Source organism: Micromonospora sp. WMMC264, assembly GCF_027497275.1.
Classification (GTDB): domain Bacteria; phylum Actinomycetota; class Actinomycetes; order Mycobacteriales; family Micromonosporaceae; genus Micromonospora; species Micromonospora chalcea.
This window is the reverse complement of the sequence record NZ_CP114907.1, coordinates 1,792,259-1,813,712: the sequence shown is the minus strand read 5'-3', so window position 1 is coordinate 1,813,712 and position 21,454 is coordinate 1,792,259. Positions and strand designations below refer to the sequence as shown.

At 71.1% G+C, this 21,454-nt stretch carries 21 protein-coding genes; 10 read left to right on the top strand and 11 right to left on the bottom strand.

Translation table 11 applies throughout. The features are described from left to right. Nucleotides 1–31 precede the first annotated feature (31 nt). Nucleotides 32–1,003: a PaaX family transcriptional regulator C-terminal domain-containing protein gene (locus O7542_RS07405; protein ID WP_064445590.1), complete on the bottom strand. Its 972-nt coding sequence runs from the start codon at nt 1,001–1,003 to the stop codon at nt 32–34. 242 nt (nt 1,004–1,245) lie between these two features. On the opposite strand from O7542_RS07405, the gene O7542_RS07400 reads away from it, so the two are divergent. Further along, nucleotides 1,246–2,613 (top strand): PHB depolymerase family esterase, encoded by a 1,368-nt coding sequence (locus O7542_RS07400; RefSeq protein ID WP_082930904.1) that lies wholly within the window; start codon nt 1,246–1,248, stop codon nt 2,611–2,613. 67 nt (nt 2,614–2,680) lie between these two features. On the opposite strand, the gene O7542_RS07395 is transcribed toward O7542_RS07400, so the two are convergent. From O7542_RS07395 to O7542_RS07350, 10 genes are all read right to left on the bottom strand, one after another. Continuing rightward, nucleotides 2,681–3,436 carry a GntR family transcriptional regulator gene (locus O7542_RS07395; RefSeq protein ID WP_064445588.1) on the bottom strand — a complete coding sequence of 252 codons (756 nt, stop codon included), beginning with the start codon at nt 3,434–3,436 and terminating at the stop codon, nt 2,681–2,683. Between the two features lie 87 nt (nt 3,437–3,523). Continuing rightward, the gene (locus tag O7542_RS07390; protein ID WP_274478800.1) at nt 3,524–4,726 is read right to left on the bottom strand and encodes a membrane dipeptidase; all 1,203 of its coding nucleotides are present in this window, start codon (nt 4,724–4,726) and stop codon (nt 3,524–3,526) included. Between the two features lie 29 nt (nt 4,727–4,755). Continuing rightward, on the bottom strand, nt 4,756–5,745 hold the full coding sequence (locus O7542_RS07385; protein WP_043323250.1) for a dipeptide ABC transporter ATP-binding protein: 990 nt from the start codon (nt 5,743–5,745) through the stop codon (nt 4,756–4,758). After that, nucleotides 5,729–6,712 carry an ABC transporter ATP-binding protein gene (locus O7542_RS07380; protein WP_043323248.1) on the bottom strand — a complete coding sequence of 328 codons (984 nt, stop codon included), beginning with the start codon at nt 6,710–6,712 and terminating at the stop codon, nt 5,729–5,731. The genes O7542_RS07385 and O7542_RS07380 overlap by 17 nt, the downstream gene beginning before the upstream one ends. Further along, nucleotides 6,709–7,545: an alpha/beta hydrolase gene (locus O7542_RS07375; RefSeq protein ID WP_043323247.1), complete on the bottom strand. Its 837-nt coding sequence runs from the start codon at nt 7,543–7,545 to the stop codon at nt 6,709–6,711. The genes O7542_RS07380 and O7542_RS07375 overlap by 4 nt, the downstream gene beginning before the upstream one ends. Beyond that, on the bottom strand, nt 7,542–8,723 hold the full coding sequence (locus O7542_RS07370) for a Xaa-Pro peptidase family protein (RefSeq protein WP_166456228.1): 1,182 nt from the start codon (nt 8,721–8,723) through the stop codon (nt 7,542–7,544). The genes O7542_RS07375 and O7542_RS07370 overlap by 4 nt, the downstream gene beginning before the upstream one ends. Before the next feature lie 2 nt (nt 8,724–8,725). Further along, the gene (locus tag O7542_RS07365) at nt 8,726–9,607 is read right to left on the bottom strand and encodes an ABC transporter permease (RefSeq protein ID WP_223200978.1); all 882 of its coding nucleotides are present in this window, start codon (nt 9,605–9,607) and stop codon (nt 8,726–8,728) included. 64 nt (nt 9,608–9,671) lie between these two features. Then, nucleotides 9,672–10,625: an ABC transporter permease gene (locus tag O7542_RS07360; protein WP_043323238.1), complete on the bottom strand. Its 954-nt coding sequence runs from the start codon at nt 10,623–10,625 to the stop codon at nt 9,672–9,674. A 32-nt stretch (nt 10,626–10,657) separates the two neighbouring features. Further along, complete coding sequence (locus tag O7542_RS07355; protein ID WP_069088411.1) at nt 10,658–12,283, bottom strand: ABC transporter substrate-binding protein; 1,626 nt, start codon at nt 12,281–12,283, stop codon at nt 10,658–10,660. Next, entirely contained in the window at nt 12,280–13,482 is a 1,203-nt protein-coding gene (locus O7542_RS07350; protein WP_043323232.1) for a membrane dipeptidase, read from the bottom strand. The genes O7542_RS07355 and O7542_RS07350 overlap by 4 nt, the downstream gene beginning before the upstream one ends. Nucleotides 13,483–13,806: 324 nt before the next feature. Here O7542_RS07350 and O7542_RS07345 point away from each other — a divergent pair, with 324 nt between their 5' ends. The 9 genes from O7542_RS07345 (at nt 13,807) to O7542_RS07305 (ending at nt 21,446) form a co-directional block, all read left to right on the top strand. Then, complete coding sequence (locus tag O7542_RS07345; protein WP_176722809.1) at nt 13,807–14,187, top strand: metalloregulator ArsR/SmtB family transcription factor; 381 nt, start codon at nt 13,807–13,809, stop codon at nt 14,185–14,187. After that, nucleotides 14,141–14,608 (top strand): SRPBCC domain-containing protein, encoded by a 468-nt coding sequence (locus O7542_RS07340; RefSeq protein WP_069088410.1) that lies wholly within the window; start codon nt 14,141–14,143, stop codon nt 14,606–14,608. Before O7542_RS07345 ends, O7542_RS07340 begins: the two co-directional genes overlap by 47 nt. 116 nt (nt 14,609–14,724) lie before the next feature. Beyond that, the gene (locus O7542_RS07335; RefSeq protein WP_166456226.1) at nt 14,725–15,855 is read left to right on the top strand and encodes an ABC transporter permease; all 1,131 of its coding nucleotides are present in this window, start codon (nt 14,725–14,727) and stop codon (nt 15,853–15,855) included. Further along, nucleotides 15,852–16,577, top strand: coding sequence for an ABC transporter ATP-binding protein (locus O7542_RS07330; RefSeq protein ID WP_069088408.1), 726 nt, complete (start codon nt 15,852–15,854; stop codon nt 16,575–16,577). Before O7542_RS07335 ends, O7542_RS07330 begins: the two co-directional genes overlap by 4 nt. A 58-nt stretch (nt 16,578–16,635) precedes the next feature. After that, nucleotides 16,636–17,220 carry a TetR/AcrR family transcriptional regulator gene (locus O7542_RS07325; RefSeq protein WP_104112866.1) on the top strand — a complete coding sequence of 195 codons (585 nt, stop codon included), beginning with the start codon at nt 16,636–16,638 and terminating at the stop codon, nt 17,218–17,220. Between the two features lie 361 nt (nt 17,221–17,581). Then, complete coding sequence (locus tag O7542_RS07320; RefSeq protein WP_209962355.1) at nt 17,582–19,609, top strand: FAD-dependent oxidoreductase; 2,028 nt, start codon at nt 17,582–17,584, stop codon at nt 19,607–19,609. A gap of 63 nt (nt 19,610–19,672) precedes the next feature. After that, nucleotides 19,673–20,749, top strand: coding sequence for a class I SAM-dependent methyltransferase (locus O7542_RS07315; protein WP_043323216.1), 1,077 nt, complete (start codon nt 19,673–19,675; stop codon nt 20,747–20,749). Beyond that, entirely contained in the window at nt 20,749–21,060 is a 312-nt protein-coding gene (locus tag O7542_RS07310) for a hypothetical protein (protein WP_064445583.1), read from the top strand. Before O7542_RS07315 ends, O7542_RS07310 begins: the two co-directional genes overlap by 1 nt. Further along, entirely contained in the window at nt 21,060–21,446 is a 387-nt protein-coding gene (locus tag O7542_RS07305) for a hypothetical protein (protein WP_043323211.1), read from the top strand. The genes O7542_RS07310 and O7542_RS07305 overlap by 1 nt, the downstream gene beginning before the upstream one ends. Nucleotides 21,447–21,454 lie beyond the last annotated feature (8 nt).

Genomic DNA, 21,454 nt, shown 5'->3' with positions numbered 1-21,454 from the left:
GGCGCCGATGTGTCCACGGGACGGCCGGCGGTCAGTCCGGGCCCGCCCCGCAGGCGTCCTCGCGTACGCCGGCGAGCATGTCGGCGGTCGTGTGCGCCTGGATGCCGGGCGGCACCGGATCGGCGAACCGCGCGACGACCGCCCGCACGTGCCGTTGCGCGGGTTCGGCCAGTCCGTCGTAGACGGCGGTGAACAGGTCCCGGGCCGGCCGGCGCAGCCATCCGGCCGGAAGCAGCTCCAGCGGCAGCCGCGGGTCGAGCGTGGGGAACCGCCGGTAGGTGTCCATCACCTCGGTGCGGGCCCGCACCGCCGCCGGACCGTCGACCGACTCCAGCCGGGACGCCAGCGGGGTCCACCGGCGCAGGAAATCCTCGTACTGGGCGCTGATCGCGGCGATGTCCCAGGCGTCGACGGGGGCGCGCTGGCCGGTCACGTCGAGCGCGTCCTGCCGGCCCCGGAACACGGTGACCGCGCCGGGCGCGAGCTGCGCCAGTCGCGACCGGGCCGGCTCCGCCAGCTCGTACGGCGAGATCCACAGCCCGTCGTACAGCGGCGCGAAGCCGAGCCAGCGCAGTTGCCCGCGCAGGGCGCGGCGCTGCGTGCCGCGGTCCTGCGGCAGCGAGAACGCGACCACCGTCCAGCACCCGTCCCACGCCTGCGTGTCGGCGGTGGAGGCGACGATCCAGCTCCCGCCGGCGGAGAGGTCGGCGGCGGCGCCACGACTGAGCCGGTAGAAGCTGTTGCGGCCCTGCCGGCTGCCCTCCAGCACGCCGCGCCGGGCCAGCCGGCTGATCGCGGTACGCGCGCCGGCGCTCGTCACCCCGGTCTCGGCGAGCAGCTCGACGATCGCGGCGGACGGCAGCGGGGCCCGGGTACGCAGCGTGTAGTCGGCCAGGAGGGTCACCGCCACGCTCTGCGGCGAGGTGCCGGCCTGCCGCCGGGGCAGCCGTGGCGTGGGCGCCTCGTCCGGGTAGATCTCCTCGATGTCGAACGGGCTTGGCACACGCGCTCCGGGCTCGGCTCAGGGACGGAGCATCGACTCTAGACGAACGCCGCCGCAGCATATCGGCGTGCTTCGATTGACAGTTCACCGCCCGACGGGAACACTATGTGCCATATGAGCGCGGAGCCGGGCCGGGCAAGCCACATTCCGTGAGCGAGGCGCGACACCGCTGCCGTCCGGGCGGCCGGCGCGGCGCGTGACCGCTCATTCCCGCCTGCACACAGGCGATCGAAGGAGTCTCCGTGAGAATCAGAGCCAAGATGGTGGTGGCCCTGGCCGCGTCGCTGGTGGCGGCCGGCCTGGTGATCCCCACCGTGCAACCCGCGTACGCGGCGTCGCTGGCCGAGGTGACCAGCTTCGGCGACAACCCCGGGCGCATGCGCATGCACGTCTACGTGCCGGACAACCGCCCGTCCCGGCCGGCCACGGTGGTGGCCATGCACGGCTGCGGCGGTTCCGGCCCCGGCTTCTACTCCGGCAGCGAGTTCGCCGGGCTGGCCGACCGGTACGGCTTCATCGTGATCTATCCCAGCGCCACCCAGCAGGCCGGGTTCGGCAACTGCTTCGACACCTGGTCCGACGCGGCCAAGCGCCGCGGCGGCGGCAGTGACCCGGTGTCGCTCATCTCGATGGTCCGCTACGTGCAGCAGCAGTACGGCGCCGACCCGGACCGGGTCTACGCCACCGGCAGCTCGTCCGGCGGCATGATGACCAACCACATGCTGGCGCTCTACCCGGACGTCTTCAAGGCCGGTGCGGCGTTCATGGGGGTGCCGTTCAACTGCTTCGCCGGCGCCTCCGACTACCCGCCCGGGTCCAGCCAGTGCACCGGCGGGAACATGAACCGCACCCCGCAGCAGTGGGGTGACGCGGTCCGCCAGGCGTACCCCGGCTACACCGGGCCGCGTCCCCGCGTGCAGCTGTGGCACGGCACCAACGACACGCTCGTGCCGTACTCGCTGCTGCAGGAGACGATCGAGCAGTGGACGAACGTGTTCGGGCTCAGCCAGAACCCCACCTCCACCGACACGCCGCAGTCCGGCTGGAACCGGCGGCGCTACGCCGACTCCACCGGCACCGTGCAGGTCGAGGCGTACAGCATCCAGGGCGCCGGGCACAGCCTGCCGTCGTCCGGCATGGCCGCGGCGGCGATCGCCTTCTTCGGCCTGACCAGCACGCCCGGGCCGACCACGCCCCCGCCGGGACCGACCACTCCGCCGCCGGGGCCGACCACGCCCCCGCCCGGCCCCACCACCCCGCCGCCGGGGCCGACCACGCCGCCGCCCGGCACCGGCGCCTGCTCGGTGCGCATCGAGCTGAACGCCTGGAACAACGGCCTGACCGAGAACATCACCATCAGCAACACCGGCTCGACCGCGGTGAACGGCTGGTCGCTGGCGTTCACGCTGCCCGGCGGCCAGACCATCACCTCCGGCTGGAACGCCTCGTACTCCCCCTCCTCGGGCCAGGTGACGGCGCGCAACGTCTCCTACAACGCGGCCATCCCGGCCGGCGGCTCGACCACCATCGGCTTCCAGGCCACGCACACCGGCAACGCCGGGCGGCCCAGCTCGTTCACCCTCAACGGCCAGTCCTGCACGCTCACCTGACCGGCGTACCCCGACCCCGGTGACGTCCGGACGGCGGCCCCGCGACCCCGCGTCGCGGGGCCGCCGGCTACCCGGCCGGCGGGGCCGGTTCCGGAGCCCCGCCGCGGCTGATCCGCAGCGTCAACACGTCGGTGCGAACCGTGATGTGGCCGTGGAACAGCGCCGCTCCGCCCGTCCCGTAACCGACCTGGGTCGCGGTGACCAGCGGATGTCCGACCGCCACGCCGAGCCGCTCGGTGGCCTCGTCGTCGGCGAGCACCGCGGTGAGTTCGATCTCCGCCCGCCGCACCGGCATACCGGTCGCGCTGGCCAGGAACTCGAACATGTCCAGGTCGATGCTGAGCAGCCCGGACGGGTCGAGGTCGCGGCCGTCGAACCGCAGCGGCAGGTGATCACGGATCCAGGCCGCCGGGACCCCGTCCACGGCGAAGAGCCGGTCGACCCGCCACACCGGCGAGCCCGGCTCCAGTCCGAGGACGCGCGCGCAGTCGGCCGGGCACTTCGCCCGGCTGACCGACGCGTCCTGAAGCGTCGGACGGTGACCCGTGGCGGTGATCCGGTCCCGCAGCGCGGTGACGTCGCCGATGGACACCGGCACCCGCTCGGCGTCGTCGTGCACGAAGGTGCCGATCCCCCAGGTCCGGGTCACCACCCCCTCGGCGGCGAGCTGCCCCAGCACCTCGCGCACCGTCGCGCGGCTGACCTCCAGACGATCAGCCAGGTCCCGCTCGTTGGGCAGCTTCTCACCCGACCGGAACTCGCTGCCGATCAGCTGCCGCAGCCGGCCGTGCGCCGCCTGTAGCGCGGTTTCCCGCCGAGCCATCCGCCCTCACCTCATCACTGCCCGCCGCCGCGTCGGCGTACGGAGTGTAGTTCGTCCACGTCCGCTCGGACGATCACCGGCACGGCCTCACCACACCTGCTCCAGCACCCGGATGGTGTTGCCGCCGATCACCTTGGCGATCTCGTCGTCGGAGTAGTCGTGCGCCACCAGCCAGCCCACGATGTTCCCGAACGCCTCGCCCGGATTCTCCAGCCCGGACACGTACTCCACCCGCGGGTGCTGCGGACGGTTGCCGGCGTCGTGGGCGTAGTTGCCGGCGTAGGTGTCGTGCACCCCCACGTGGTCGCCGAACATGGTGTCCGGGCCGAACGTGACGTGGTCGATGCCGACCAGGTCCACGCAGTAGGTGAAGTGGTCCATCACCGACTCGATCGAGTGGTGCTGGTGCGCCTGCGAGAGCGTGGTGTGCGGGGCGGCCTCGATGCCGATCACGCCACCCCGCTCGGCGCAGGCCCGGATCACCTCGTCCGGCTTCATCCGGGAGGTGTCCCAGACCGAGCGGGCGCCGGCGTGGGTGATGAACACCGGCACCCGGCTGGCCTCGATCACGTCCAGCGACGTCTGGTCGCCGGAGTGCGAGATGTCGATGGCGATCCCGAGCTTGTTCATCCGGTCCACCGCCCGGCGGCCGAAGTGCGTCAGCCCGCCGTCGTGCTTCTCCGACAGGCCCCCGCCGAGCATGTTCGCCTGGCTGTACGCGATGCCGAGCTGGCGTACGCCGAAGCCGTAGAGGATGTCGATCCGGTCCAGCTCGTTCTCGATCGGGCTGCTGCACTCCAGGCCCGCGACCAGGGCCAGCCGGCCGTCCCGCTTCGCGGCGTGGATGTCGTCCAGGGACGTGGCCAGGAAGACGTGGTCCTGCTTGTAGAGGTCACTCATCCGCATGCCGAGGGCGTAGACGAGGTCGTTCCACTTCCAGCCGTTCTCGCTCGTCACGCAGGAGGCGCCGGCCATGAAGTTGTCGAAGACGGCGGTCAGGCCGGAGCGCGCCAGCCCCTCGTATCCGGTGCGCTGGCGGGCGGTGCGGTTGTAGGCCCGCAGCTCGCTGACGTCGGCCGGCAGGACCACCGGATGCTCGTGCAGCGAGATGGCGGCGTGCTCGGTGAGCAGCCGCGTCACCCGCGCACGCTGAGCGTCGGTCAGGCCGAGGTCGTGCTCCGGCACCCGGCCGATCTCCTCGGCCAGCGTGAACACCCGGTAGTCCGAGTGCGGCTCCAGGTACGAGTACGACCTGTGACCCTTGTACCGGGGGGCGGGTTCTTGCAGCAAGACGCTTCTCCTTTGGCGATCGCCGGCCGTCACGCGGCCAGCGGGAAGTGGCAGGCGACCGGATGCGCGCCGGCGGCCAGCGGTGGTTCGGTGGTGGCACAGGTGTCGGCCGCCTGCCAGCAACGGGTCCGGAACCGGCAGCCCGAGGGCGGATCCACCGGACTGGGCGGGTCGCCGGCCAGCAGGATCCGCTGCCGCCCCTGCCGGCCGGCCGGGTCCGGCACCGGCACCGCCGACAGCAGCGCCCGGGTGTACGGGTGCCGCGGCGACTCGTAGAGGCTGACCTCGGGGCCGGTCTCCACGAGCTTGCCCAGGTACATCACTGCCACCCGGTCGGAGATGTGGCGCACCACGGACAGGTCGTGGGCGATGAAGACGTACGCCACGCCGAGTTCCTCCTGGAGCCGCTCCAGGAGGTTGACCACCTGCGCCTGGACCGACACGTCCAGCGCGGAGACGGGCTCGTCGCAGACGATGACGTCGGGGCTGAGCGCGAGCGCCCGGGCGATGCCGATGCGCTGGCGCTGCCCGCCGGAGAACTGGTGCGGGTAGCGGTCCAGGTGCAGGCCGGGGTCGAGACCGACCAGGTCGAGCAGCTCCTTGATCCGCTCGATCCGGCGCCGGCGGTCCAGCACGTCCGGATGGATCTCGAACGGCTGGAGCAGGATCTCCCGGATCGTGCGGCGGGGGTTCAGCGACGTGTACGGGTCCTGGAGCACGATCTGGATCCGCCGGCGCAGGGCCCGCAGCTCCCGTCCCCTGGCCTGGTGCACCACTGACGTGCCGAAGCGCACCGCGCCGGAGGTGGGCTGCTCCAGCCCGACGAGCATGCGGGCCAGCGTGCTCTTGCCGCAGCCGGACTCGCCCACCACGCCGAGCGTCTCGCCCCGGCGCAGGTCGAAGGAGACACCGTCGACGGCCTTGACCACGCCGCCGGAGGTGAACGGGACCCGTCCCTTGACCGGGAAGTGCTTGACCAGGTTCTCGACCCGCAGCACGACCTCATCGCCGGGTGGCATCGAGCACCTCCTCGTGGTGGTGACAGGCGCTGGCACGATCGGCCGGCAGCGCCAGCAGCGGCGGCAGGACGACCCGGCACTCGTCGGTGGCCCGGGGGCAACGCAGGTGGAACGGGCAGCCGGCAGGGAGCCGAGCCGGGTTGGGCGGAGCGCCGGGAATCGCGTAGAGCTGCTCGTCGCGCCGGTCCACCCGGGGCATCGAGTTGAGCAGCCCCTCGGTGTAGGGATGCGCCGGACCGGCGAAGATCTGCTCGACGGTGCCCCGTTCGACGATCCGGCCGGCGTACATCACCGCCACGTCGTCGGCGACCTCGGCGACCACCCCCAGGTCGTGGGTGATCAGCAGCAGGCCCATTCCGCTGTCCCGCTGGATCTCCGCGAGCAACTCCATCACCTGGGCCTGCACCGTCACGTCCAGCGCGGTGGTGGGCTCGTCCGCGATCAGCAGGTCCGGTTCCAGGGCGATGGCCAGCGCGATCATGATGCGCTGGCGCATGCCCCCGGAGAACTGGTGCGGATAGTCCCGCATCCGGTCCTTGGCCGCCGGGATCCGCACCCGGTCGACCAGTTCGACGGCGCGGCGGCGGGCGTCGGCCCGGGACATGCCGCGCCGGACCCGCAGCACCTCCACGATCTGGTGTCCGACGGTGAAGACCGGGTTGAGCGCGGCCATCGCGTCCTGGAAGACCATCCCGATCTCCTCGCCGCTGACCCGCTCCCGCTGCTTGCGTGACAGGGTCAGCAGTTCCCGGCCGCGCAGCTGGACCGAGCCGCTGACCGTCGCCGGCGGCACGTCGAGGATGCCCGTCACCGCCTGCGCGGTGACGCTCTTGCCGGAGCCGGACTCACCGAGGATGGCCAGGGTCTGCCCCGACTCGATCCGCAGCGACACCCCGTTCACCGCGTTGACCGGCCCGGTCGGACCGGGGAACGCGACCTTCAGGTCGGCGATCTCCAGCAGGCTCATCGGAGCACTCCGGCGCGGCTGAGGAAGTCCCGCACCACCTGCTGGAACAGCTCCGGCTCCTCCAGTTGCGGCGAGTGGCCGGAGGACTCGAAGACCACCAGCTCGCCGCGGGGCACCAGGTCCGCGATGACCTGCGAGGCGGCCACCGGGGTACGCCAGTCGTGCCGGCCCACCGTCACCAGGGTCGGGCACGTGATCGACGGCAGCTTCGGCTTCAGGTCGTAGCGGGGCATGTTCTGCCCGAAGGCGGCGTTGTGGGTGCGGTAGTGGAACCGGGTGGCGGCCAGCCGCGCCTCGTCCTTTGCCGGGTCGTGCTGGTGGTCGTAGAGCGGCAGGATCGCTTTCCAGTACTCGCGCAACTGCTCGTTGCTCTCGAACCGGCCGGTGCCGATCCGGTCGATGACCCACTCCGGGATCACCGAACGGTCGGTGTTACGGGCCCGCTCCACCGCGAGGTGGTCGTGCGCGGTGTCCGCGGCGGTGTCCCGCAGCACCAGCGCGGAGACCCGCTCCGGGTGGGCGATGGCGTACTCCATGGCGATGAACCCGCCGTACGAGCCACCGGCCATGACGATCGTCTCGTAGCCGAAGTGCGCGCGGATGGCGTCCACGTCGGCCACCCACTGCTCGTGGGTGAACGGTTCGTCGTCGCTGGACTCGCCGGAGCCGCGGGCGTCGAAGACGATGACCCGCATGCGGTCGGCGAACGGGCCGAACGAGCGCTTCGGCTCCTGGCGGGAGCCGAGGCCCGGCGCACCGTGGTGCACGATCATCGCCGGGCCGTCGACCGGGCCGAACGCCTCGACGACCAGTTCCGCTCCGTTGATTCTCATCGGACCCCCTCGATGATGTTGGACGCCAGGTCACGCGGGTACCGGGTGAGCCGGCGCGGGCCGTCGTCCTGTACCAGGACCGTGTCGGAGATGCGGTAGCCGGCGTGGCCGGGCACGTAGACGCCGGGCTCGCTGGACAGCAGCATTCCGGGGGCCAGCACGGTGTGGTCCCCGTCCTCGACCCAGGGCGCCTCGTGGTTCTGCAGCCCGATGCCGTGGCCCTGCCGGTGCCGGATGTAGTCGCCCAGGCCCCGGTCCCGCAGGACGTCCAGGCAGATCCGGTTGACCTCGGCGCAGGTACGCCCGGCGATCATCGCCTGGGTGCCCACCTCCTGCGCCTCCCGGTCGGCCTCGTAGTAGCGCACCTGCTCGGCGGTGGGCTCGCCGATGACGAACGTCCGCTCGCTCTCCACGAACCGGCTGGCCACCGCCGCGCCGAGGGAGAGGATCAGGGTGTCGCCCGGCTGGAGCCGCCGACGGGTCGGCAGGCCGTGCGGCAGGGCGGAGTTCGGGCCGGCGTAGACCAGCCCGCCGGCCAGCTTGGTGGTGTAGACGACCAGGTCGTACTCGGCGTACATCCGGTCGGTGCCGAAGCCGATCACGTGCCGGGCGATCTCGTCCTCACGCGGCAGCGGCCGCCCGGCGGCGAGCGCCTCCTCGATCAGGGCCCGTCCGGCGGCCAGCATCTCGTCGCAGATCCGCGCGGCCGCCTCGTGGAACGGGATCTCCTCGGGGAACTTGCGCAGCCGCAGCTCGGCGACCGCGTCGGTGGTCTCCAGCGTGGCCCCGCCGATGGCCCGGGACAGCGCCCGGAACGCGCCGACCGAAAGGCCCGCGCCCACGCCGATACGGCGGACCGGACCGCCCGGACGGGACAGCGCCGAGGCGAGCGTCTCCTCGGCGGTGACCACGCCCGGGTACTCGAAGTACGTGACGGTCTGGACCGTCACGCCCTGCTGGGCCGCGTACTCCTCGTCGAGGCGCGGGATCACCAGCAGCGGATCCCCCGTCCGCGGCAGCCAGAGGTACACCGGACGTTCGGTGGCGATGTAGAAGAAGCCACTGAGGAAGGCGACCTCCGCCGGCGAGGTGGCCAGGAACCCGTCCAGCCCTCGTTGTTCGAGCGCCTCGGCGAGCCGGCCACGGACGCTGTGGTAGAAGCTCTCGGGCAGTCGCATGGTCAGCCTCCGTTGCGACGGGGGTCGCGGGTGTCGTTGAACCGGGTTCCGGCGAGGGTCGCCGCCAGCACCAGGAACAGGATCGCCAGGGACGGGAAGAGCGTCTGCCACCAGGCGATCGCGATCGTGCCGCTGCGCTGGGCGTTGAGCAGGATGCGTCCCCAGGACCAGGCGTCCGGGTCGCCGAGCCCGAGGAAGCTCAGGCCGGCCTCGGAGATCACCGCCCGGGAGGCGGTGAGCAGCACGCTGACCACCATCAGCGAGACGACGGCGGGCAGGATCTCCCGGGTGACGATCCGCCAGCCGGTGGCGCCGAGCACCCGCGCGCCGTCGATGTAGGGCATCGCGCTGATCACCAGGCCCTGTGACCGGATCAGCCGGGCCACCTCGGGCCAGGCGAAGAACCCGATGATCAGGGTCAGCGTCGTGACGCTCGGGCTCACCACCGCCGCCAGCATGATCATCAGCGGCAGGGTGGGCAGCGCCAGCATCACGTCGGTGATCACCGTGGCGACCGCGTCGAACGGCCGGAAGTACGCCGCGGCCAGCCCGATCGCGGTGCCCAGCACGATGGCGAGCAGCGAGGCGGCCAGGCCGATCACCATGCTGGTCCGGGTGCCCCAGACCACCTGGGCGAAGATGTCCTGCCCGAGGTCGTCGGTGCCGAACCAGTGCGCCCCGGAGGGCGGTTGCAGCACGTCCGCGCCGGCGCCGGCGGGCTCGTCGGCGATCAGCGGCGCGAAGACCGCCAGCACCGCCATCACGAGCAGCACCAGCACCGACAGCGCCACGACGGGCTGACGCAGGTAGCCGGAGAGGAAGGACCGCCTGGGCGCGGCCGGGGCCGGCGGGAGCGCCTGCTCGGTCAGCACGGGGGCACTCACGGCACCCTCCCTTCGGTGGTGGCGGCGAACGGATCCGGGCGACGCGCCGGGACGCGGCGCGCGCTCACAGCCGGATCCGGGGGTTGAGGACCGCGTAGAGCATGTCGGTCAGGGCGTTGGCGATCACCACGGTGACGGCGAGCATGATGAACGCCCCCTGGATCACCGGGTAGTCCTGCTGCCCGACCGCCTCGTAGATCAGCCGGCCGACCCCGGGGTAGGCGAAGACCGTCTCGGTCAGCACCGCGCCGCCGACCAGGGTGCCCAGTTGCAGGCCCATCAGGGTCAGTGCCGGCAGGATCGCGTTGCGCAGGCCGTGCTTCCACACCCGACGCCGGGCCGAGAGACCACGCGCCTGCGCGGCGCGGATGTAGTCCTCACCGAGGACCTCGATCATGTTGGTACGGAGGGTCAGCGCGTACGGGCCGAGCTGCACCAGGACCAGGGAGAGCACCGGCAGCACCAGGTGGTGTGCCAGGCTCAGGTAGGCCGCCGCGCCCCGGGTGTCCGGGTCGATCGCCCCGCCGATCGGAAACCAGCCGAGCTGGGCGCCGAAGAAGACCAGCAGCAGGATCGCGACGCTCGGCACGAACAGCGCGTTGGCGCTGATCCCGAAGCCCTGCAACGCGCGGTCGAGCCACTTGCCGCGGTTGACCGCGGCGGCCACGCCGATCGGGATGCCGACGGCGACGGTCAGGACGAACGCGCTGCCGGCCAGCAGCAACGTCCAGGGAAGCCGGTCGAGGATGATGTCGGTGACCGGCTGGATCTGACGGAACGAGATGCCCAGGTTGCCCTGGACCAGCTCGCGCAGGTACGACACGTACTGCTCCCACAGCGGACGGTCCAGGCCGTACGTCTTGAGCAGCGCCGCCTGCATCTCCGGTGTCATGTCGCCCTCGACCATGAGGGTCGTGGGGTCCCCCGGCAGGAGCCGGAGCAGAAAGAACGTCGAAGTGATCGCGATCCACACGGTCAGGACGGCCTTCAGTGCCCGGCTGAGCACGAAACGCGCCACGGGGGACCCCTCCTCTCCTCTGGTTGGGTGGGTTACTTGACCGGGGTGACCTGGGCCAGCGAGTACGCGGTGACCATGCCGAGCAGGTCCGACGGCGACGGGACGAAGCCGGTGAACTTGCTGGCGTTGTAGGCGAACTGGAAGTTCTCCACGTACAGCGGGGTCAGGTACGCCTGCTCGTGCACGACCTTGTCAATGTTCTTGATCTTGGTCTTGAACGCCTCCACGTCGGTGGTGCCGGCCGCGTCGTTGATCAGCGCGTCCATCTCCGCCGACTCGAGCAGGTTGTAGTTGATGCCACCCGGGTTGCTGGACAGGTAGGTGCTGCGCAGCTGGTCCATCGGGTTGTCGAAGACACCCCACTGCGAGGCGTCGATGTCGTACTCGCCGTTCTTGGTGCGGGTGAGGAAGGTGTTCCGCTCCACGCACTCGTTCTCCAGCTTCACGCCGGCCTTGGCCGCGCTCTCCCGGAACAGCTGCACGACCCGGGTGATGTTGGCGTTGGACTGGTCGCACGCCACGCCGAACTTCAGCTCGTCGAAGAAGCCGTCGTTGTTGGCGTCCTTGTAGCCGGCCGCGCTCAGCTTGGCCTTCGCGCCCTCCGGGTCGAACGGGTACGGCTGCAGCTCGGTGTTGTCGTACTCGGAGAAGATCGGCGAGATCGGGCCGGCCATCTGCTGGCCGTCGCCCTGCAGCACGGCCGAGATGATCGCCTTGGTGTCGACCGCCATCGACAGCGCCTGCCGGACGTCCTGGTCGGCGAGGTACTTGTTCTTCATGTTGTAGGTCAGGTGCGCGAAGCCGAGTGCGCCGACCTTCTTCAGCTTGATCTTGTCGTCGTTCTCGAAGGTCTTCGCCGCCGAGACCGGCACCGGGGTGCCCATCATGTCGATGTCGCCGTTGCGCAGCGCCAGCATCATGGTGTTCACGTCCGGGTAGACCCGGTACTCGACCTGGCTCACCGCGGCCTTGCCACCCGGCGCGAGCGGGTAGTGCTCGTTGCGCTTCATGACGTAGCGCTGGCCCTTGGTGATGCTGTCCAGGACGAACGGCCCGGCGCCGACCCAGTTGGAGTCGTTGGCGAACTTGGACAGGTCACCGGCCGGCTCGAAGACGTGCTTCGGCACGACCGACATCCAGAAGCCGACGCCCTCGGCGAACGGCGCGTACGGCTGCGAGAGCTTGAACTTCACAGTGGTCGCGTCCGGCGCCTCGACCGACTCGACCCAGGTCAGCTTCGCCGCGACGTTGCCGAGCTTGTACTTCATGATCGACTCGGCGGAGAACTTCACGTCCTCGGCGACCACCGGCTTGCCGTCGGTCCACTTGAAGTCGTCGCGCAGCACGAAGACGGCGGTCTTGCCGTCGTCCTCGTAGCGGTACTCCTTGGCCAGCTCGGGCGACTTCTTCGCGTTCTCGTCGATCCGCAGCAGGTGCGGGTACATCGCGTTGAGGATCCACGAGTCGGTCTTGCTCAACGACTGGAGCGGGTTGAAATTGCTCACGTCGGTGGTGGTGCCGATCCGCAGCACCGAGTCCGACGACGAGCCGCTGGAGGAGGAGGTCTCCTCGTTCAGACCGCAGCCGGAGACACCGAGCGTGGCCGCCACGCCGAGCGCGACAGCGAGCCGCCACCGACCCTTGACTGTCTTGTTCACCAAACCTCCTGAAGAACCCGGATGATGTTGCCGCCGATGACCTTGGCGATCTCGTCGTCGGAGTAACCGTGCGTGACCAACCACCCGACGATGTTGCTGAAGCACTCCGCCGGGTTCTCCATGCCACTCACGTACGGAACCCGAGGGTGGTCCACCACTCCGTGGGCCTTTCCGATCGCCAGGTGCTGGGTAAAGCTGTCGTGCAGTCCGACGTGGTCACCGAAATTGGTGTCCGGGCCGAACGCGACGTGGTCGATGCCGACCAGTTCCACGCAGTAGGTGAAGTGGTCCATCACCGACTCGATCGAGTGGTGCGGGTGGTCGCCGGAGAGGGTGGTGTGCGGAGCGGCCTCGATGCCGATCACGCCACCCCGCTCGGCGCAGGCCCGGATCACCTCGTCCGGCTTCATCCGGGGGGTGTTCCAGACCGAGCGGGCGCCGGCGTGGGTGATGAACACCGGCACCCGGCTGGCCTCGATCACGTCCAGCGACGTCTGGTCGCCGGAGTGCGAGATGTCGATGGCGATCCCGAGCTTGTTCATCCGGTCCACCGCGCGCCGGCCGAAGTGGGTCAACCCGCCGTCGCGGTCCTCGGAGAGGCCGGAACCGAGCATGTTCGCCTGGCTGTACGCGATGCCCATCTGGCGTACGCCGAAGCCGTAGAGGATGTCGATCCGGTCCAGCTCGTTCTCGATCATCGTGGCTGCTTCCAGGCCGGCCACCAGGGCGATCTGCCCGTTGCGCTTGGCCTCGAAGATCTGTTCGAGCGTGGTCGCCACCACCACGTGGTCCTGCTTGGCGACGTCGGCGAAGCGCAGGCCGATGTCGTAGATGACGTCGTCCCACTTCCAGGCGTGCTCGCTGGTCACGCAGCCGGTGCCGTTCATGAAGTTGTCGAAGACCGCGGTCATGCCGGACCGGGCCAGGCCCTCGAACCCGAAGGAGTTGCGGCCGGTGCGGTTGTAGTCGCGCAACTGCGTCACGTCGGCCGGCAGGATCTTCGGGTGCTCGTGCAGCGAGATGGCCATGTGCTCGCGCAGCAGCCGGGAGACGCGGGCACGCTGGTCGTCGGTCAGGCCAAGGTCGTGTTCCGGCACCCGGCCGATCTGTGGCGCGAGCTCGAAGACCTTGTAGTCCACATGCGGCACCAGGTAGTCGAAGGACCGGTATCCGGCGTAGCGGGGGGCGGGTTCCTGCACTGGTCTACTCACCTCGTCAGCTAGAGGCATGAGGAGTGAGGTCTGACCTCATGCCTCGTGGAACGTACCGAGCGCAAGCACGGCACAGGAATACCTCGTGACCTTTCCGTTACCGGAATCGGGGAACATTCCCGCAGGTCGGGACCGGGCTCCGGCAAGCGGGCCGAGCAACTGAGCCGGCCCCGGCCGAATGCACGAGGCGATCGGGCCGAACGGCGGACCGCGCCTCGATCACCCCCAGTGGTCAGACCACTCGACGGCGAAATGCACGCCGAATGCGCGGCAATGGTGAACCAAGGGGTTCAGTGTTGTACGGTGAACCATGTGGTTCAGCAAGAGACGCTCGACCGGGTCTTCGCCAGCCTGGCCGACCCCACCCGACGCGACATCCTGATCCGGCTCGGCACGGGTCCGGCCACCATCAGCGAGCTCACCGGGCCCACCGGGATGAGCCTCACCGGCATGCGCAAGCACGTCCGCGCGCTGGAGGACGCCGGTCTCGTGGTGACGCAGAAGGTCGGCCGGTCCCGGCAGTGCCGGCTCAGCGAGGCCCCGCTGGACACGGCGATGGCCTGGATCAGCTTCTACCGGCGCCTCTGGGCACGCCGCCTGGACGGCCTCGACGCCTATCTCACTCTCACCACGGAGGACCGTGACCATGACGCTCCAGATCCACCTGACCCGACAGCTTCCGGGCACGCCTGAGGAGGCGTTCGACGCCTACACCGACGCCGGCAAACAGAAGATCTGGTTCGGCATCCTGGACGAGGAGCCGGGCATCGTGGAGATCGACGTCGACCTGCGGGTCGGCGGGAAACAGACAGCCGTCTGGGGGCCCTCCCCCGACATGCTGTTCCGCGAGACCCAGACGTTCCTGGAGATCGACCGCCCGCACCGCCTGGTCACCGAGTCCTCCGGCAGCAGCCCGGACGGCGAGACGATGACCACCCGCGTCGAGGTCACCTTCGAGGAGAAGGACGGCGGCACGCTGATGACCGTGACGCAGAGCGGCTTCCCGGCACCGGAGCTGCGCGACTTCTTCGCCACCGAGGTGTGGACCGGGGCGTTCGCCCGCATCGAGGCGTACCTGACGCGGGAGCGCGGGACGCTGCCCTCGCCCGGCTGACCGGCCGCGCCCGTCACGGATTGTGGTCGGGTAGACAGCGCCGGATCCCGCTTTTTGCCGACACCGCGTTGATAAGATCGCGACATGGTGTCGACAAACATGAGAGGTGGCGGCTGATGTTCCTGGCCATTCGTGAGCTGGGGTTCGCGCGGCTGCGATTCGCCCTGATGGGAGCCGTGATCGTGCTGATCTCGGTGCTGATGGTGATGCTGTCCGGCCTGTCCGTCGGGCTGGTCCGCGACGGCGTCTCCGGGCTGCAGAACCTTCCGGTCACCTCGTTCGCGTTCGCCCACGGCGTGCAGCACGACTCGGCGTTCTCGCGCAGCGTGGTGGACGCCTCGACGGTGGACACCTGGCGCGAGCAGCCCGGGGTGGCGGAGGCGACCCCGTTCGGCAACACGCTCATCAACGGGCGTACCGACCGGGGCACCGAGGTCGACCTGGCGCTGTTCGGCGTCGAGACCGACTCGTTCCTGTCGCCCGCGGTCAGCGAGGGCGACCGGCTCGGTCCGGCGGACGGGATCGTGGTGAGCCCCACCGCGATCGACGCGGGCCTGCGCGTCGGCGACACCGTGACGGTGGACCGGCTCGGCACGAAGCTGCGGGTCGTCGGCGTCACCGAGCAGCAGGACACCTTCGGCCACGTCGACGTGGCGTACGTGCCGCTGGCCACCTGGCAGGCGGTCAAGTCCGGCACGCCGGCCGGCACGCAGGTGTCGGCACAGGCCACCCAGGAGATCACCGCCGTCGCGGTCCGCGCGGCCGACGGCGACTCGGTGGACCTGGCCGCGGGCGACAAGGCCGCCGGCACGGAGAGCCTGACGCTGGAGGAGTCCTACGGCGCCTCGCCGGGCTACACCGCCGAGACGACGACGCTCCAGCTGATCCAGGGCTTCCTCTACGCGATCTCGGCGCTCGTGGCCGGCGCGTTCTTCGCGGTCTGGGCGATCCAGCGCAAGCAGGAGGTCGCCGTGCTGCGGGCGCTGGGCGCCTCGACCGGCTGGGTGCTGCGCGACGCCCTCACCCAGGCGCTGATCCTGCTGGCCCTCGCCATCGCCGTCGGCATGGGGATCGGACTCGGCCTCGGCGCGCTGATCTCCGGCGGCAACGTGCCGTTCGCGCTGCACCCGCAGAGCATCGCCGCCGCCGCGGCCGGACTGCTCGTGCTCGGCCTGGTCGGCGCGGCAGCCGCCGTCGTCCGCCTCACCTCCATCGACCCGGCGACCGCCCTGGGAGGCAACCGATGAGCAGCCGGACCACAGCATCCCCCTCGACGACGGGCACCGCGCCGGCCGACCTCGGCCTGGTCATGCGCGGCGTGCACCTGCGGCACGGCGACGGCGCGGAGACCGTGCACGCGCTCGACAACGTGGACCTGACCGTCGCGCCGGGTGAGCTGGCCGCGATCGTCGGGCCGTCCGGCGCGGGCAAGTCCAGCCTGCTCGCCGTCGCCGGCGGGCTGGCCCGCCCCGATCAGGGCGCCGTCACAGTGGCCGGCCACGACATGACCGTGTCCAGCCGCCGGGCGCGCACCGAGCTTCGCCGCCGGCACGTCGGGTTCGTGTTCCAGTCGGGCAACCTGCTGCCCGCGCTGACCGCCGCCGACCAGCTGCGCCTGCCGCTGCGACTGGGCGGGCGGCGGGACCGCGCCGGACGCGACCCGCTGGAGATGCTCGCGCACGTCGGCCTGGCCGGTAAGGCCGACCGCCGGCCGCACCAGCTCTCCGGCGGCGAGCGCCAGCGCGTCGGCATCGCCCGGGCGCTGATGACACAGCCGTCCGTGCTGCTGGTGGACGAACCGACAGCGGCGCTGGACCGGGCCCGCAGCCACGACATCGTCCAGCTGCTCGCCCAGGAGGCACGGGAGCGGTCGGTGGCGGTGGTCATGGTCACTCACGATCACGACGTGCTGCAGTACTGTGACACCGTCTACGAGATGATCGACGGCAAGCTCGCCACGAGCAGCTGACCGCGACGGCAGGGCGCGACGCGGACCCGGTGCGCGCACCGGAGACTTGGAGGTTGGCGTGCCGAAGATCCAGGCCTCAACCGTCGTCGAGCACCGGGCCGCCCAGCGGGCGGCGCTGCTCGACGCCGCCCGCGCCCTGCTCTCGCAACACCCGGACCAGATCCCCAGCCTCGCCGACGTGGCGCGGCACGCCGGCCTGGCCCGGTCCAGCGCGTACTCCTACTTCAAGTCGCGCACCGACATGTTCGACGTGCTCGTCGCCGACACCTTTCCGCGGTGGTCGGCCTTCGTCGAGAACCGGATGGCCGAGGCCCGCACGCCCGGGTCGCGGATCCTGGCGTACGTCGAGGCCAACCTGCAACTGGTTGCCCGGGGCGACCACGCGCTGGCCCGGGCGATGGCGACAGTCGGCAACAGCGAGGTGCTCGCGACCTCCAGCCGCCTCCTGCACGACAGCCTCGAGGCGCCGCTGCGCGCCGCTCTCGCCGACCACGGGGCGAGCGACCCGAACCGGATGGCCGAGGTCATCCAGTCGATCGTCTACGCCCTCAGCCGCATGATCGAGAACGGCCTCGACCTTCCCTCGGCCACCGGCCTCGCCCGCGAGCTGCTCACGCCGTACGTGCGCCCCGCCGCTGCCTGACCCCCGCCACCGCCGGCACGTCCCACCCGGCCGCCTCGCGGCGAGCGTCCCTCCGAACCGGACAGCGCCGACCCGGCCGACCGAACGATCGAAGCGGACCGCCGGCCGGTCGCCGGGCGGCGGCACTGTCATCTCCCGTGGCCGCCCGAACGATCGAGCCACGAATCGACGAACCTTGCCCGCTTGCGTTCCGCCTAGTGGAACAGCAGGTCAGAGGCAGTACGGTTCGGTAAGTTACTGATCAGTAGCCTGTTGACGGAGACCGGCGTCACCCCTACCGTTCCACTCAATCGAACGGCGTACGGTTCAACCGAACGCTCTCGGCCATGCCGAGTGCGGCCCGAAACAGGAAGTCCGAGGCATGCCTGACGACAAGCTTCTCGCTCTTCTCTCCCCCACCCGGCTCGGTCGTCTCACACTGCGGAACCGGGTCTTCGTCCCCGGTCACACCACCAACTTCGGACTGAACAACGTGCCCACCGGGCGCCACGTGGCCTACCACGCGGAGCGCGCCCGGGGCGGCGTCGGCCTGATCATCACCGAGGCGATCCGCGTGCACCCCACGAGCGCGGGCCGCAGCATCAGCCTCGGCAGCTTCGACGACTCGTCGATCCCGGCGTACGCGGCGGTGACCGAGGCCGTGCACGAGCACGGCGCACGCATCTTCGCCCAGATCATGCACGCCGGCCGGCAGGCGAACGGGGACGCGACCCGCACCGCCGCCTGGTCCTCGTCACCGGTGCCGTGGGCGGCCGGCTCACACGTGCCGCACGCGATGGGACGCCGGGACATCGCCGTCGTCGTCGAGGCGTTCGCCGCCGCCGCCCGGCGGATGCGTGATGCCGGCTTCGACGGCCTGGAGGTGCACGCCGGCCACGGCCACCTGCTGCAGCAGTTCCTCTCGCCGCACACCAACACCCGCGCCGACTCCTACGGCGGCAGCCTCGACAACCGGATGCGGCTGACCCGTGAGGTGCTCACCGCGGTGCTGGCCGCCGCGCCGGACCTGCCCGTCGGACTGCGGGTCAGCGCCGACGAGTTCCTGCCCGGCGGTCTCGACCCGGCCGCGGTGCTGGAGATCGTCGGCAAGCTGCGCGCCGACTTCCCGCTCGCCTACGTGCACGTCAGCCACTCCGCCTACCACGGCAGCTGGTCGCTCGCGACGCAGATGGCGGACATGAGCTTCGGCCACGCCCCGTTCCGGCACCACGCGGCGCTGTTCAAGCAGGAGTTCCCGGACCTGCCGGTGCTCGCGGTGTGCCGGCTGGACAGCCTGCCGGAGGCCGCCGAGCTCGTCGCCGCCGGCGAGGCCGACCTGGTCGGCCTGGCCCGCCCGCACATCGCCGACCCGCACCTGGTCCGCAAGGCCGAGCAGGGCCGCCAGCACGAGGTACGCGCCTGCCTCGCCTGCAACCAGGGCTGCATCGGCCGGCTGGAGACCAGCCTGCCGATCTCCTGCGTGGTCAACCCGGAGGTCGGCGCCGAGCGGGAATGGGCGCAGGCCTGGCCGGAGCTGCCCGGACCGTCCGGCGCGCGGAAGGTCCTCGTCGTCGGTGGCGGCCCGGCCGGCCTGGAGGCCGCCCTCTCCGCCCACCGGGCCGGGCACCAGGTGTCGGTGGTCGAGGCGCGCGGGCACCTCGGCGGGCAGGTGGAACTGGCCGCGCGCGTACCCGGACGGGAACGGCTCGGCCTGCTCACCCGCGACCTGGCCCGCGACGTCGAGGCCGCCGGCATCCCGGTACGCCTCGACCACCGCATCGGCGTCGAGGACGTGCTGGCCGGCGGCTACCAGGACGTCGTCCTGGCCACCGGCTCCCGGCCCACCCGGCGGGAGCTGCCCGGCGGGCCGCCGGTGATCGACATCTGGCAGGCCGTCGACGCGCTGACCGACCCCGACTTCCGGCCGACCGGCGCCGTCGTCGTGCTCGACGACGAGGGCACCTGGGCTGCCGCCTCGGTGGCCGAAGGGCTGGCCCGGCGCGGCGCCCGCGTCCACCTGGTCTCCCCCACCGCCTCGGTGAGCGCCAAGATCACCACGTACTCGCGGCTGGCGCTGCTCAAGCGCTTCGCGGACCTGGGGATCGCGGTGCACCCGATGCGCACGGCGCGCCCGGCGGGCGCCGACGCGGTCGCCCTGGGCGGTCCGCTCGCCGGCGCCGACACCCTCGTCGAGGGCGTCACCACAGTCGTCGACGCCGGCTCGCCGCAGGCCGCCGACGAGTTGTACCGGCAGCTCGACGCGCTGCCCGACGGTCCCCGGATCCACGTCGTCGGCGACGCGAACGCCCCCCGCACGGCCTTCGAGGCCGTCTACGAGGGACGCATGGCGGGTGCGTTCCTCGGCCGCTACGACACCGCGTCCGCAGATCGCGTGCGGTACGCCCACTGACCCGTCCATCCCGGTCGCGGCCCGCCGCGGACCGGTCCTCCCCCACCTGAAGAGGAGACACGCATGCTGGACATCGAGGAGCGCCTCACCCTGGATGAGCGTTCCGCCGTGGACTTCGTCCTCGGCCTGCGCAAGCGCTGGGCGGACACCGTCTACCCGGCGCTGCGCGAGGAGTACGGCGCCACCGGCGCGGCGGCCACCACGGTCGGCGACGCGAGCCAGGTGCTGCGCGGCCTTCCGCTCTACCCGTGGTTCAGCCACCTGGAGCGGGTGCAGCAGAAGATGCTGTGGAAGGTCGCCGGCGACGCGGTGCTCAGCCGCCGCGAGGAGCTGACCGACCAGCTGACGTCGGTGCCCGAGCAGCCGAAGGGCTCGCTGGAGCTGAACCCCGACCTGGAACTGCCCGACTGGTACACCGACTACGACATCCACATCCAGCCCGGCAGCTTCTTCTCCGACGACATGTCGGCCTACGTGTACGAGTTCGGGGCGCGCATCGTCATGCTGCGCGACAACGACGGCTACAAGTTCCACACGCTGTTCGCCAAGACCGCCCTGCCCGAGCTGCCCGCGGCGACCCGGATCGTCGACATCGGATGCGGCTTCGGCAAGAGCACCCGGCCGCTGCCCGCGAAGTACCCGTCCGCGCAGGTGATCGGCGTGGACCTGGCCGCGCCGGGTCTGCGGCTGGCCCACGCCGAGGCCGAGGCGACCGGACTGGCGATCGACTACCGGCAGGCCGACGGCCGGGCCACCGGCATCGAGTCGGGCAGCTGCGACGTGGTCACCGGCACGATGGTGCTGCACGAGATGCCGGCCACCGCGATCCGGGAAACGATCGTGGAGGCGGCGCGCCTGCTCAAGCCGGGCGGCTCGCTGCGCTTCCTGGAGTTCATGCTCACCGGCGACCCGCTGCGCGACGCCACCGTCTACGAGCACGCCGAGCGCAACAACGAGCCGTTCTTCCACGACCTGTTCGGCTCGGACCTGATCGAGGTCTGCGCCGAGGCGGGCCTGACCGACGTGTCGTGGACCCCGTTCGACGAGCGCCGCAACGGCGTCCAGCCGCAGGGCTGGGGCGACCGTCCCGAGTGGCACTTCCCCTGGGCCGTACTGGCCGCGACCAAGCCGGAGGCGTGATGAGCACCGAGTTCGACTACTTCGGAGACCCCAAGGTCGGCAAGCTGCTCGACCTGGTGCTGCAGCTCTCCACCGAGCTGCACGTGACCCGGCAGCGGGTACGTGTGGTCGAGGCGCTGCTGACCCGTTCCGGCGTGCTGACCGAGGGCGCCGTCGACGGGTTCGCCTCCACCGAGGAGGAGCAGCAGGTCCTCGACCGCGAGCGGGACGCGCTGCTGGCCCGCCTGATGCGCATCCTCACCGAGCACGGCCCCGCGGAGCACCCGCTGCGGGACCAGTGGGAGGCGGCGCTGAGCGAGAAGACCGGCTGATGAGCGCACCGGACGCGCCCGGGCTGATCGACAGCTACCTGCAGCTGTGTGAGGACCGCCGGCTCGACGAGGCCGGCGCGTTCCTCGCGCCGCAGGCCCGGCTGGTCTTCCCGGGCGGCCGGGAGTACTCCTCGCTGCGGGAGATGGCGGCCGCCTCGACCGGGACCTACCGGTGGGTGCGCAAGCACCGGGACCGCTACCTGGTGGGTGACGACAACGGGCGGGTCACCGTGACCTCGCTCGGGCGGCTGTACGGGGAGTGGCTCGACGGCACGCCGTTCGAGGACATCCGCTACGCGGACGTGTTCGTGCTCGACGGCGCGCTGATCGTCGAGCAGCACGTCTACAACGACCTGGCACTGGTCGCGTCGCTGCGCGACGCCTGAGGGCACTG